Raw genomic sequence first — 13610 nt, forward strand, 5'->3', positions numbered from 1 at the left:
GTTTCTCATAGAATAATTTAGCGCGGAAACCAAATCTTTTTCAAGTCTAGTAGTTTTGCTTTATAATATAGATAATATTTGATAGGAGGATTTATTTTGGCAAAATTAACAAAATTAACAGATACCTATGAATTAAATAACGGCGTCAAGATTCCAATTGTTGGCTTTGGTACTTGGCAGACGCCGGATGGTGATGTGGCTGAGAAATCAGTTGAAGAGGCCATTGCAGCAGGTTATCGCCATATTGATACTGCCTTTGCTTATGGTAACGAAAAAAGTGTGGGTAAAGGTATTAAGGATAGTGGCGTTGCCCGTGATCAACTTTGGGTTACTTCAAAGTTGACTGGAAACGATCATGGATATGAAAATACCAAGAAGGCAATTGATAAATCTTTGAATAATTTAGGATTAGATTATTTGGATCTGTTCTTAATTCACTGGCCAAATCCAATTGCTTATCGTGATTCATGGGAAAAGACGAATGCGGATACTTGGCGCGCAATGGAAGAAGCTCAAAAAGCTGGCAAGTTGCGGACAATTGGAGTTTCTAACTTCCGTCCTAAGCATTTAGATGCATTGTTGAAGACGGCGACGGTTACACCGCAAGTTAACCAGATTTTCTTGAATCCGAGTGATTTGCAGCCAGAAGTTGTTGCGTATAATGATGCGCATGATATTTTGTCAGAAGCGTATAGTCCTCTTGGTACAGGTAAAATTTTTGCTGTGGATGAACTCAAGACAATGAGTGAGAAGTATAGCAAGACAGTTGCACAGGTAGTGTTGCGTTGGTCATTGCAACATGGATTTTTACCATTACCAAAGTCAGTGCATGAAGCACGTATTATTGAAAATACAAAGTTGTTTGACTTTGAGATTGATGAAGCAGATATGAAGACAATTGATGGGTTGCGTGGCGTTGCAGGATTGGCGACGGATCCGGATACGATTACTTGGTAAAAATAAAAGAGTGCTAAAAAGAGCGTTTAGCTTTCGAGCATAGCATAGATAGCCCAATGATTCGGTTTAGGAATCGTTGGGCTATCGTAGCTGAGCGGAGAAGGCTGCTCTTTTTAGCACGTTTCGGCTATAAAAATAGAAGCGCATTAGCCTAGAAAAATATCTACTCTTATAGCTGTTAAAATTAAAAACAGAAACCAAAACCGCCAAATTCATTTTTTGAATTTGGCGGTTTTGACTTTTAAAACTAATTAAACTTCTTTTGAGACGGTGTTTAAAACATTGTTTTTTTTCATTGTTTCGTAAATTCGTTTGCAGTCGGCGGTATTACCGCGTAACTCATAGTTGTCCAAATATTCAAAACCATAATCACGGGCATAACGTTTGGCGGTTAAACAGTACTGCAGGCCGAAGTTACGATTACCACTGCCAATAACCCCAAGACATAATTTGCGGTTATCTTTGTAGGCAATGTATTCGCCCAAAACGTTGGTCACGAGTTCTTTGACACCATTGTCAACGCCGTTTCCGCCATCTAGGTAAGTAGGTACAAACGCAAAATATGGTTCTTGTTCACTCTCAAAATCAGTTTCTTCAGAGACTTCTTTTAATGAAATGAGGGGATTAGTGGCATCTTTTGAATGTTGCTCCTCAGCATAGTCTTGGAGATCTTGTGTGAAGGAGCGTGTATTTCCAGCGACTGAGATGTATAAAATGTTAATAATCGACATGATGGAACCCCCTTAAACTTTACTATTTTTATTGTAGAACATTATTAACATTGTAACACTTAATTTTTTATAAAAAGATATTTTTTAAAAACGGTGGAACCGCTTTAGTAAAGTAGTAAACTAGGACTGTAGAGACAAAATTGAAAAAGAATTGAGGCTAACGCTTTGGAACCTTATATAGTATTTATGGATATTGATGGCACACTAATTTCACATAATCAAAATGTATCGGCAATGACAAAAAAGGTGATTGAACAGTTGCAGCAACAAGGATTTATCTTTTACATTGCAACGGGACGGATGCTTTCATTAGCACAGGTAATTCAAAAACGAATTAATTCGAAGGTAGAAGTAATTGCGTCGAATGGATCTGTTTATCAAAAAGGAAATCATTTGCATATGGATCATTTGGGTTGGAAAGCGATTAGTACGGTTTATGATGTGACAACTGAGCTTGGATTGTCGACCAATTTTTTTAGTACGGATCGAACTTTTTATACGAGACGTAAGCCATGGGATTTGAGTCGATTGGCGCGGATGCGAGTTATGCAAGATGGTGCTGGAAAATTTGAAGATGTGCATGACCGTGATCATTTGAACGATGTGAGTGATCAAATTATTAATGGAATTGTGATTGCAAAGGGTGAGTTGGATAAATTGGGGATTGCAAGGCAAAAATTGATAGATGCGCAGGTGTTAAATGTGTCGTCATCGAGTCCAGATAATATTGAGTTGATTCCGAAACGAGTGGATAAGGCGAGTGCGGTACGGGCGATAACGAACCAGTATGGAATTCCGGAGGATCATACGATTGCGTTTGGAAATGATAAGAATGATTTGGGAATGTTGAAGGCAGTTGGAACGGGTGTGGCAATGGGCAATAGTGCGGATGAAATAAAGGCCCAGGCGGATGAGGTAACGGAAGCAAGTGAAGATGACGGTTTGCCAAAGTATTTGAAGAGAAGGTTCTTAGATTAGTGGGCGAGGCAAAGCGTTAAGTAAGGGAAAAGTGAGCGTAACAAGTCGTAATAAAAGATCCCATAAGTATGATGGATGCGGGAGGAATCTCCCGCTGGAAGCATGCTTATGGGATCTTTTATGACTTGTGGAGCTGTCCTAAAAAAGTGAGCGGATGAAGACGAATAGTTCCAGAAATATAAACGTGCCGGCAGCAGGAAGAAGTCCTGCGCTAGGCGGGTTTATATTTCTGGAACTGTCTTGTGGAGCTGTCCTAAAAAGTGAGCGGATTGTGACGGTAAGTCAAACCAATATAACTGTGCCGATAGTGGGATGAAAGTCCCACGGTAAGGCATGGTTATATTGGTTTTGCTGTCGCAAGCAGCTGTCCTAAGTGAGCGAATTGTAACGTAAAATCAAACTCATAACAAAACAAAAAAGACACAAGCCAATTAACTCGACTTGTGTCTATCATTACAACATGCTATTCGTCTGCGTTTAACCGCTCATCTTCTGCATGTTTTTGTAACTTTTTATATTCTTCATCAGGAATTCTAGTGACGTGGAACCAATCAATATGCGCATTCTCATTATCAAGAACTTCAAAATCATAGCGATCAATACGGACCTGATCATGCACTTGAATGTTTGGATGATGATCGATGACATACCCACCAAGTGTCACCACATCTTCGCCCTCGAAACCGGGAACGTCAATGCCAAAGTACCGTTCAAAATCATACATGGTAGTTTTACCACTGACATGATAAGTGCCGTCAGCTTCTTTATGAATATAATCGCCAGAAACATCGTCAACTTCATCATTAATTGTTCCGAAAACTTCTTCATAAATATCTTTATCGGTAATAATACCGCTAGTACCACCATATTCATCAACAACAACGGAAATAGGCGTTTGTTTTTGGAGCATTTTTTGCAAAACGTCTTGCAAAGGTACAGTTTCAGGAACGGTAATGATATTCCGCAGTAACTTGCTGACCTTAATATCGCCATCTACTCGACTTTGACGAATCAAATCATAATTGTAAACATAGCCCAGAATTTTATCTTTGTTGTTATTTGCAACCACTGGGAAACGACTGAAACGCTTTTGCAGGTAAAGCAATAACGCTTCATCTACTGTAGCGTTCACATCCAGAACTACCAGTTGTGTACGATCAATCATAATATCTTTTGCGACTTTATCGTTAAAATCAAAAGCACGTTGCATATAAACGTAATCATTTTGATCAAGTTCACCGCCAGAAACAGCATTTTTAGAAAGACTCAGGATTTCCGCTTGAGAAAAGACCTCGTTGCTTTCATCAGCAGGCTCCATACCCACCATTTTGACGATGCCACTTGCAGAAACATTTAGTAACCAAACGAATGGATAAAATGCCGTGTGAAACCAATGTAATGGGGTCACAATCGACATTAAAACTTTCATGGGGACATCGATACTAATATTCTTTGGTACAATTTCTGTTAAAACGACTTCCAAGTAGGTTAGGAGTAAAACACCAATAATTGCTCCAATCGCATGTAGCGAAGCTTGATTAATGAGATGTGTGAATCCAAAAAAGCGAATAATGAAGTATTCTACAAACGATTCACCTATCCAACCTAAAATAATTCCACAGACTGACGTTCCAACCTGTGTGGTAGAAAGATATTCGTTTAAATTTGAAACCATGTGGATAGCTCGGTTAATTTTTTTGAGCCGCCCACCAACTGCTGTTTCCCGTGCTTCTTCCAATGCACTTAATCGACTTTCAACAAGTGCAAATTCTGCGGCAACGAAAAAATATGCCAGGATGAAGGTAATCAAAATGATAATACTATCGCTGATTATCTGACCACTGTCCAAGGAACATTCCCCATTTCTTTTGTAATTACATTATCTCTATATTATAGCGCGTCTGATAAGAAAAATCTTTCGGAATTGGCCACAGATATAAGTTATTTTGCGATAATTTAAGAATGAATATGAAAATAGTGTGAACAGTTTAAGATTTCTTATAAAACGGATAAGTTATCCTTTGACACTACACTTAAATTCAGATATGCTATTACTTACCAAAGATAATACCAGAATAAATTTTTACAGGAGGAGTTTTAAATTATGACAAAAAGTTCTGCTTCGGATAGTACCGACTATGGTGGGGAATTGAAAAAGGGTAAACCACCCCACCCGTATACGCAAACTGTGGATCAACTCTTAGGGCAAGACCAAATAGAGCTTGATCAAGGGCTCACAAGTTTAGAGGCCGAAAAACGACTCAAACAAAATGGACCCAACGCGTTGATTCAAAAGAAGCAAAGCAAGCTGAAACGGTTTTTCAAACAGTTCAACAATAGTATTACCTATATTCTTTTAGTTGCAGCTATTGCGACTTTCTTTTTAAGAGAATATTCAGATTCGATTGTTATTGGGCTGGTTGTGATTATAAATGCACTGATTGGTTATTTTCAAGAGAGTAAGGCTTCTGAAGCCATTGAAAAGATCAAACAAATGCTACAAGTTTCAGCAACGGTTATTCGTGATGGCAAACGAGAAGATATTGCTGCCGAAAACTTAGTCGTGGGTGACTTGGTTTTCCTAGAGGCTGGCGATAACGTTCCCGCGGATTTGCGAATTTTAACCGCCGATAATTTAAAAATTCAAGAATCTTCTTTGACAGGGGAAACTGATTCTGTTTTAAAAAATGATGACTTATTGACCGATCCGAAAACGCCTCTGGCAGATCGATTAAATATGGCATATGCGTCAACGGCTGTGACGAACGGTAGTGGTCTGGGCCTTGTAACTGCGACGGGTGCTGAAACCGAAATTGGTAAAATCAATGCCAGCATGGAAAAGGTGCAATCCAAAACAACACCGCTGATGCGTGAAATTAATGATTTGGGTAAGTATTTGTCATATGCGATTGTGGCCGTGGCAGTTTTGTTAACTGTTTTTGGGCTGATCACTCAAGTCTATTCGCTTTCCGTTTTAATGGTTGCCGTGATCACAATGGTGGTCGGGTCAATTCCTGAAGGTTTACCAGCAAGTACCTCGGTTGTGCTTGCCATGGGTGTGAAGAAGATGACAAAAGCTAATGCAATTGTCAAAACTTTGCCGGCCGTGGAGACTTTGGGAGCAGTGGACGTTATTAATACTGATAAAACAGGAACGTTGACTAAAAATGAAATGACCATTGATACCTTAATTACGAAAAAAGGTCACTACGAAGTTAGCGGAACTGGTTATCAACCAGATGGCAAAATTACGCAAAATGGTCAGTCCATTATTCCTGGACATGATGAAGATCTGGATCGTTTATTGGTGGCAGGACACGAGGCAAATGATACCCGGCTTATCGAAACAGAGGGTAAATGGGAAATTAATGGTGAGCCCACTGATGGTGCTTTTTTAACTTTGTATCATAAAGTATTTAAGAAAAACGAACCAGATTTAGTGGAGCTTGATAAAATTCCTTTCGATTCTGATTATCGATACATTGCAAAATTGGATGAAGATAGTGACGGTCAAAGAGTGATTTTAGTCAAAGGATCGCCTGATAAGGTGTTTGCAATGGCCAAACAAGCAGATCCGAAGTTTGACGTGGATGCCTGGACTAATCAAGTTTCCAAACTGGCACGCAATGGTGAGCGGGTGGTCGCTCTTGGCTATCGAAAAGTTGAACGTGAAGTTCACACTTTAACCCATGAGTTGGTGCTTGAAGGGGTTCAGTTCCTTGGAATTGCCGGGATTATCGATCCACCTCGTGAAGAAACAATTGTGGCTTTAAAAGAGATGCGCGAAGCTGGCGTTAAAGTAAAAATGATTACGGGTGACCATCCTGAAACAGCGGCAGCAATTGCCAAAAAACTGGGCCTAGATTCTAAAATCTCGGCCATTACAGGTGCCGAAATTGACGAACTTTCAGATGATCAACTGAAAAAAGTGATTCAAAACTATAATGTGTTTGCCCGAACGACACCTATGAATAAGTTACGAATTGTGGAAGCTTACCAGGCAAATGGTCTCGTTACAGCGATGACAGGTGATGGTGTGAATGATGCGCCTGCTTTGAAAAAGGCTGACATTGGAATTGCCATGGGAATTAAAGGAACCGATGTGGCCAAAGAGGCCGCGGATATGGTCTTAGCCGATGATAATTTTGCGACACTAACAACCGCAATTAAAGAGGGACGGCATGTTTATGACAACATCAAGAAGACAATCCGGTTCTTGTTGCCAACCAGTTTTGCAGAAGGTTTGATCGTTTTGATTTCGATTCTTTTACAGCAGGAAATACCGTTAGTGCCAACCCAGTTACTGTGGATTAACATGGTATCCGCCATTACGATCCAGTTTGCCTTTTTGTTTGAACCGGCCGAAGAGGGACTTATGAAACGCATGCCACGAAAGAGTAACCAAGCCTTCTTAAATCGAAAAGATGTGTGGCAGATTGTCTATGTTTCCTTTTTAATTGCTGGTTTGGGAATCAGTGCTTTCAAGTGGTTGACATTGCAAGATATTAGTACTGTGGTTGCAAGTACAGTGACGTTAAATGTGATTGTTGTCGGTAAGATTTTTTATCTGTTTAATATTCGAACACCCAAACCTGCGTTGTCAAAAGATATTTTCCGAAATCCGATGGCGTTTGCCATTATTGCGGTTCTCCTGATTCTGCAGGCCGGAATCACATACTTGCCATTTATGCAGGTGATTTTTAGTACTGCTAATTTAGACTGGCACTTATGGTTGATTCCAGTGTTTGCCGGAATTGTTGTCTTGATTGTAACCGAGCTAGATAAGCTGTGGGGAATTCGGCGGCAAAAACGCATGATTGCGACGTGGAATCAAAAATAAAGCGCTTTTTCTTAACGATTCAAAAAAGTAGTGCTAGGATGAGGTCGTAAAAATATAAATAAGGAGATCTCAGAAATGGCAAAAGATGATGGAATTAAAGTAGAAACAGATGAAGAACAGATTGCAAAGATTGACTTCGATAAAGAAGACGTCAAACAAGCAGCTGACATGATTGCAGAGAAGGGCTTCGTTACCAAAAATGATTTTCCTGATATGCATGACCGTTTATGGAGCCAAGGATTCTACGAAAAAATTGAAGACGAATTTCATCATCGTGATAATGAAGATCCTTACATTTTCTGTGAACGATTTGACTTCATTGGTGGTGCGATTGAATCAATTATCTTTGATATGGATCAAGTCAAGACTCGTGAGAAGGCATTACACATTTTAGGTGAGGCGCTAGATTTGAAAGTTCAAGACAAACCTAACGAAACGCATAAAATGGTTACTTACTAAAACTAAAAGTTCAAACAGCTATTTTCCAGTTAATGGAGATAGTTGTTTTTTTGATGATAGCAAAGATTTGACGCTAATTATTCTAGGCTTAGTTTGAAAATGCTGAAATTGAAATGGCTCAACCGCGGGATCCTATCTAATCACTTTAGCACTCTTAAATGTGGAGTGCTAAATTCTTGCATTCGATTTTAGATGGTCTTACTATATAGTTGTACCGAGGAAATGAGGTACGAAAAATTATATAAAAAAGGAGTCTTGAATTATGGCTAACGAGTTGAGAAACAGAGATTTTGATGATTTTGCACCACTTGATTTTTTCGATAATTTTGGGAAGAATTTCTTCAAATCAATGACTGAAGGTAGCTCAATGAAGACGGACATCCGTGAAAATGAAAAGGATTATCAAGTTTCAGCAGAACTGCCCGGTTTCAAGAAAGAAAATATTGATTTGAATTATGATAATGATACATTGACGGTTACGGGCAAACATAATGTTGATAAGGAACAAAAGGACGAAAAAGGTAATTTAATTCGTCAAGAACGTAGTTACAGCAATGTGTCTCGTCAATTCTATCTTCCAAATATTGATCGTGATAAGATTAGTGCTTCCTATGACGGTGGTGTTTTGAAGGTTACATTGCCAAAGAGTGAAGAAAAGCTTCAAAGTGGCAAACAAATTCCAATCAACTAAAGTTTAATTAAATTTGATGAAAGAGACCATCACAGTTGTTGTGATGGTCTCTTTTTTAATCTCAAGTTGAAGAAACATATAGATATTGTAACCGATGCCAAATTAATTTAGTTTTAGTTTGAAAGGTGGTAAGCTGGTAGCTGGATAGTATAAATTTAATTTTAGGAGTGATACTTTTGAAACAAATTACAATTGGTGGCAAAAAAGTTTCTAACGTTGCGTTAGGAATTATGCGTATGGATGCGTTGGATACGGATGCTGCAACAAAAGTAATTGAAACAGCTGTTGATAATGGTGTGAACTTTATTGATACTGCTGATATTTATGGTGGTGGCAAATCAGATCTCGTTTTTAGGGATGCTTTAGACAAGTCATCTGTAAGTCGTGATAATTTATGGATTCAATCTAAGGTTGGGATTCGTAATGGTAACGATGATGGCTCTGGTAAGCCTTATGGAAATCGTTATGATTTTTCAAAACAACATATTATTGATGCTGTTAATCATGAATTACAAAGCTTGAATTTAGATTATTTGGATTCAGTTTTACTTCATCGTCCAGATCCATTGATGGAACCAGACAAGATTGCGGAGGCGTTTGATGAATTACAAACGGCGGGGAAGGTTCGTCATTTTGGTGTTTCAAACTTTAACCCAATGCAATTTGAATTGTTACAACGTTCTGTTTCACAGAAATTGATGTTTAACCAACTTCAATTCGGAATTATGCATAGTAATATGATTGATTTCGGAATGCATACAAATATGCAGGATGAGCGTGGTGTGGATCATGATGGACAATTTTTAGAGTATTCACGGATTCATGATATTGTGATTCAGGCGTGGTCACCGTATCAATGGGGAAACTTTAACGGACCGTTTATTGATAATCCGAAGTTTCCAGAGTTGAATAAAAAGATGCAGGAATTGGCAGACCAGTATGGGGTGACAAAGAATGCGATTGCAACGGCATGGATTCTCCGTCATCCGGCGAAGTTCCAAGTGTTGGTGGGATCAATGAATCCACAGCATATTAAGGAATCGTTGGTTGGTAGTGATGTGGAAATGACCGGGCAAGAATGGTATGACATTTATTACGCGGCTGGAAATGATATGCCATAAAAATAGTGGGCGAAGAGTAGCGATAAGTGCCCATAAATAAGAGCGTGCCGTAAGCGGGAGAATTCCCGCAGTAGGCATGCTTTTATTTATGGGCACTTGCTACTCTGAGCCGTCCTAGAGCTCAGCGGAAATAAAAAAATATCCGTCTAAACCAAAAATGATTTAAACGGATATTTTAGAATCTAAACTATTCTGTAGCGTATTGCCGTGTTGCAACTAATTGATGATGTGAATCATAAAATTTAATCTTTACAGGGGCACCGTTTTTTGCGAGTTCCCATGAGCCTTCTGCATTAAGTGTTTTACCTGACTTGACTTCGTTGACTGAAGAATTTTCAAGTGAGTCATCCTTAGTTGTACTGGTTGAAAATGGTAATGAGCCTTGGACAAGCTTTTTGGTCTTACCATTGACTGTTTGGGTGGCTTTGAGGTATTTATACCAATAATCTGAAGGAACTAATTGAGATTTACTAGAATTAGTAAAAGTATATCGTAAAATCAAAACTTTTTTCCCGGCGGTGGCTGAAGCTGTCACATGATTTTCTGTAATTACAAACAAACCTTGTGGCGTCTGGAATTTTTGACCAGTTAAAGATGCTGTTTTTTTGATGACCTTTTTTGAAGAAGATTGGGCTTTTTTTGAACTAGTTACTTTTTCTTTGGTAGAACTTGAATTTGTTTGGTTACCACAGGCAACTAAATTGACGCTCAAAAGGCCTAAAGCAATAATTAAAGTAATTTTTTTAAGATTTTTCAAGATCTTGGATTACTCCTTTGATTGCTTGTTTAGTTCGCTGATGCTCATCGATAGCGTCTTTGGCTTATCTTTGACGACAATGATGGTACCTTGGCCAAGAAACTTCTTTTCGCCACTGTAGGCAATGTCATATTCTTTGGCTACAGCACCGGAATTTTGGAGACCCATGACATAAATTGTATCCTCGGTATAGTCATCGCTAAACACAAATGCAATAACTGGAGAAACTATAAGTTTATCAGTTTTCATTTGTTTCAGAGTTTTCCAGATGCCATCGATTACTGGTTGGGGAATGATTTCTTTAACTTCATCTGCTACACGTCGTTTTTTTGTAAATTCAAACAAAATAAGTGCCTCAATTCATAAGTATTTTTTTAAGAATAGCACATTTTTACCCGATTCGTCACGAAAATAGGATATGAACGGTCAATCTAGTTCTAAAAACTAGATGATCATGATATAATGAAGCTAACATCTATGGACGGGGTGAATGAAATGAGTGAATTAGAATCGTATAATCATTGGTTGAAAACAGTAAGAGAAGTTAGACTTCCACATTGGGATGAGTTGCCAAATTTTGATTTGTATATGGACCAGGTAGTGGCGTTGTTAACGGGATATACAGGACCATTGGTAATGGGTCCGGTAACGCCAACGATGATTAATAATTATGTGAAGCAAAAAGCGGTGGTAGCACCGACTAAGAAAAAATATCAGGTGATGCAGGTAGCGGATATTTTGTTGATTACATTGTTGAAGCAGTCGTTTCCGATAGTGGTGATTAGATCGGGGATTGACCGAATAACGGCGACGGATTATCCAAAGCAGGCATATGATCGGTTTATTGATATTGTGAATCAGAAGATTGCACGAATCGGGATGGAGCATACGACGACGGTTGCGAAGAATTTGGCGGAACAGTTGATGCAGGTGACATCGAATATGATTGTGGATCAGGTGCAAACGGGTGAGTTGATCCGCTTGTTGCAAAAGTCAGTGGAGCATAAGCCGACTAAATTAAAGTGAGCGAGGCAAAACGATAAGAGGGAGAATATAAATGTGCCGTAAGCGGGGGAAATCCCCGCAGTAGGCATGCTTATATTCTCCCTCTTGTTTTGCCGAGCTGTCCTAAAAAAGTGAGTGGCACAAGTCGGGAGCAATTAGAAGATAAGCGAGATGGAGGCGGGATCGCAATCCCGCTGGAAGCTTGTTTATCTTCTAATTGCTGACTTGAAAAACTGTCCTAAAAAAGACAATTAATTCCCACAATTGGACCGTTCCATTTCATAACTAAATACCTCCCATAAAGGTAACAGTTCTACCAATTTTTAGAAAGTTTGTGAAGTAAGCGATTACTTTTTGTGCTTAATTTCACAAACAATATTAATATCAGTCATTTTGAAGAGATGAATTATTCACAAAGTCCAAATCCTTTGATAGCATAGGAAACAATGATTTCTATCAATTTTAGATTATGTAAACAATTGGCATTTACAAAAGAATATTAGAAAGATACAATTATAATTGTGAAGCGAATAACATACTCATTCTGAGAGGAAGAATAATATAATATGATTAAAGATTTGGATAACAAGAAGGAAATTGATGAACCACAAGTAATGGTCAATGAACTTGTTAAGAAAGCTCATATTGCTTTAGATCGTCTCAGTGTCATGGATCAAGAACAAATTGACAAGATTGTGCACGCAATGGCAGAAGCTGGCTACCATGCTCGTCAAAAGCTTGCAAAAATGGCGGTTGATGAAACTGGTCGTGGGGTTTATGAGGATAAAGTTATTAAGAACCAATTCGCAACTAAAGATATTTATAATTCAATTAAAAATGATCGTACGGTTGGTATCATTATGGATGATAAAGAAACTGGTCTTATGAAAATTGCTGAGCCGGTTGGTGTAATTGCGAGTGCCACACCTGTTACAAATCCAAGTTCAACTGTATTTCACAATGCTTTGTTGGCAATTAAAACACGAAACCCAATCGTATTTGCTTTTCACCCATTTGCTCAAAAGACATGTGTTGAAACTGGTAAAGTCATTGCTGAAGCTGCTGTAAAAGCTGGAGCTCCCGAAGACTGTGTTCAGTGGATTACAAAACCAAGTATGGCTGCTACCACTGATTTAATGAACCATGATGGGATCGCCACGGTTGTCGCAACTGGTGGTGCCGGGATGGTTAAGTCAGCTTATTCAACAGGTAAACCGGCTTTAGGTGTTGGTCCTGGTAATGTACCAGTATACGTAGAAAAATCTGCTAACCTCAAACAATCACTGGATGACATTGTTTTGTCTAAGTCGTTTGATAACGGGATGATTTGTGCATCTGAATCCAATATGGTAGTTGACGCTGACATTTATGATGATGTCAAAAAAGGTTTGAAAGAGCGTGGTGCTTATTTTGTAAAGCCTGCTGATATGGAAAACTTTGAGTCAACTGTTATGAATCGTGAAAAAGAATCTGTTAACCCGAAGGTTGCTGGTCAATCAGCCTATGCAATTGCTCAGTGGTCTGGCATTGAGGATTGTCCAGAAGATGCCAAATTCCTTGTCGCCGAAATGCCTAGTCTTGGTGGTGATTACATTCTTTCTCATGAAAAGTTATCACCAGTTTTGACAATGGTTAAAGCAACTAATCAAGATGATGCCATTCATTTAATGAAACGGGGACTAAATCTTGGTGGCTTAGGTCATACTGTTGGCTTGCATACTGAAGACGACGAGCTAATTACCAAGTTTGCTTTACAGATGGATGCCTGCCGAATTTTAATCAATACACCAACTTCTCAAGGTGCAATTGGTTACAAATACAATAACATCACACCTTCTTTAACATTGGGCTGTGGATCATGGGGCAAGAACTCTATTTCTCATAACTTGGAAGACTGGGATCTATTGAATATTAAGACAGTTGCAAAACGTTTACCAAAATTACGTCATGAAAGTTTAGATTTCTAAAAAAGTTTGTTTAAAAATAACGTCTGTTTTGCTGAAAAGCTAATTTCGGTATAAAACGGGCGCTATTTTTTTGAACAGCGATAAATGGATAACGCTTTCTGTTA

12 protein-coding genes are annotated in these 13610 nt (G+C 38.7%); 8 read left to right on the plus strand and 4 right to left on the minus strand.

All coding sequences use genetic code 11. The features are described 5' to 3' along the window. The first annotated feature begins 96 nt into the window (after positions 1 to 96). Entirely contained in the window at positions 97 to 957 is an 861-nt protein-coding gene (locus DD627_RS03105; RefSeq protein WP_068807006.1) for an aldo/keto reductase, read from the plus strand. A 251-nt stretch (positions 958 to 1208) separates the two neighbouring features. Here DD627_RS03105 and nrdI read toward each other — a convergent pair whose 3' ends face one another. Beyond that, a complete protein-coding gene (gene nrdI, locus DD627_RS03110) occupies positions 1209 to 1688 on the minus strand; it encodes a class Ib ribonucleoside-diphosphate reductase assembly flavoprotein NrdI (protein WP_260274655.1) in 480 nt (159 codons plus the stop codon). A 165-nt stretch (positions 1689 to 1853) separates the two neighbouring features. Here nrdI and DD627_RS03115 point away from each other — a divergent pair, with 165 nt between their 5' ends. Next, complete coding sequence (locus DD627_RS03115) at positions 1854 to 2666, plus strand: HAD family hydrolase (protein ID WP_260274656.1); 813 nt, start codon at positions 1854 to 1856, stop codon at positions 2664 to 2666. Between the two features lie 463 nt (positions 2667 to 3129). On the opposite strand, the gene DD627_RS03120 is transcribed toward DD627_RS03115, so the two are convergent. After that, positions 3130 to 4515: a hemolysin family protein gene (locus DD627_RS03120; protein WP_068807015.1), complete on the minus strand. Its 1386-nt coding sequence runs from the start codon at positions 4513 to 4515 to the stop codon at positions 3130 to 3132. 255 nt (positions 4516 to 4770) lie between these two features. Between DD627_RS03120 and DD627_RS03125 the strand changes: the two genes are divergently transcribed. From DD627_RS03125 to DD627_RS03140, 4 genes are all read left to right on the plus strand, one after another. Beyond that, positions 4771 to 7506, plus strand: a complete 2736-nt coding sequence (locus tag DD627_RS03125; RefSeq protein WP_260274657.1) for an HAD-IC family P-type ATPase — start codon at positions 4771 to 4773, stop codon at positions 7504 to 7506. Positions 7507 to 7581: 75 nt separating this feature from the next. Next, positions 7582 to 7965, plus strand: coding sequence for a hypothetical protein (locus DD627_RS03130; RefSeq protein ID WP_084254268.1), 384 nt, complete (start codon positions 7582 to 7584; stop codon positions 7963 to 7965). A gap of 262 nt (positions 7966 to 8227) precedes the next feature. Continuing rightward, positions 8228 to 8656, plus strand: coding sequence for an Hsp20/alpha crystallin family protein (locus DD627_RS03135; RefSeq protein WP_057785018.1), 429 nt, complete (start codon positions 8228 to 8230; stop codon positions 8654 to 8656). Between the two features lie 176 nt (positions 8657 to 8832). Then, positions 8833 to 9777 carry an aldo/keto reductase gene (locus DD627_RS03140; protein ID WP_260274658.1) on the plus strand — a complete coding sequence of 315 codons (945 nt, stop codon included), beginning with the start codon at positions 8833 to 8835 and terminating at the stop codon, positions 9775 to 9777. Between the two features lie 187 nt (positions 9778 to 9964). On the opposite strand, the gene DD627_RS03145 is transcribed toward DD627_RS03140, so the two are convergent. Beyond that, positions 9965 to 10534 carry a DUF5067 domain-containing protein gene (locus DD627_RS03145; RefSeq protein WP_057784699.1) on the minus strand — a complete coding sequence of 190 codons (570 nt, stop codon included), beginning with the start codon at positions 10532 to 10534 and terminating at the stop codon, positions 9965 to 9967. 9 nt (positions 10535 to 10543) lie between these two features. Continuing rightward, on the minus strand, positions 10544 to 10879 hold the full coding sequence (locus DD627_RS03150; protein ID WP_057784698.1) for a hypothetical protein: 336 nt from the start codon (positions 10877 to 10879) through the stop codon (positions 10544 to 10546). Between the two features lie 150 nt (positions 10880 to 11029). Here DD627_RS03150 and DD627_RS03155 point away from each other — a divergent pair, with 150 nt between their 5' ends. Further along, positions 11030 to 11560: a DUF1836 domain-containing protein gene (locus DD627_RS03155; protein WP_260274717.1), complete on the plus strand. Its 531-nt coding sequence runs from the start codon at positions 11030 to 11032 to the stop codon at positions 11558 to 11560. Between the two features lie 545 nt (positions 11561 to 12105). After that, the gene (locus tag DD627_RS03160) at positions 12106 to 13506 is read left to right on the plus strand and encodes an aldehyde dehydrogenase family protein (protein ID WP_260274718.1); all 1401 of its coding nucleotides are present in this window, start codon (positions 12106 to 12108) and stop codon (positions 13504 to 13506) included. Positions 13507 to 13610: the final 104 nt, after the last annotated feature.

The sequence above is a fragment of the Pediococcus sp. genome (genome assembly GCF_003533255.1).
GTDB lineage: Bacteria > Bacillota > Bacilli > Lactobacillales > Lactobacillaceae > Pediococcus > Pediococcus parvulus.

Bases quoted from the DNA above. Each gene is read 5' to 3' on its own strand.
- nrdI (WP_260274655.1), bottom strand. From the start codon at position 1,688: ATGTCGATTATTAACATTTTATACATCTCAGTCGCTGGAAATACACGC.
- DD627_RS03125 (WP_260274657.1), top strand. From the start codon at position 4,771: ATGACAAAAAGTTCTGCTTCGGATAGTACCGACTATGGTGGGGAATTG.
- DD627_RS03130 (WP_084254268.1), top strand. From the start codon at position 7,582: ATGGCAAAAGATGATGGAATTAAAGTAGAAACAGATGAAGAACAGATT.
- DD627_RS03135 (WP_057785018.1), top strand. From the start codon at position 8,228: ATGGCTAACGAGTTGAGAAACAGAGATTTTGATGATTTTGCACCACTT.
- DD627_RS03155 (WP_260274717.1), top strand. From the start codon at position 11,030: ATGAGTGAATTAGAATCGTATAATCATTGGTTGAAAACAGTAAGAGAA.
- DD627_RS03160 (WP_260274718.1), top strand. From the start codon at position 12,106: ATGATTAAAGATTTGGATAACAAGAAGGAAATTGATGAACCACAAGTA.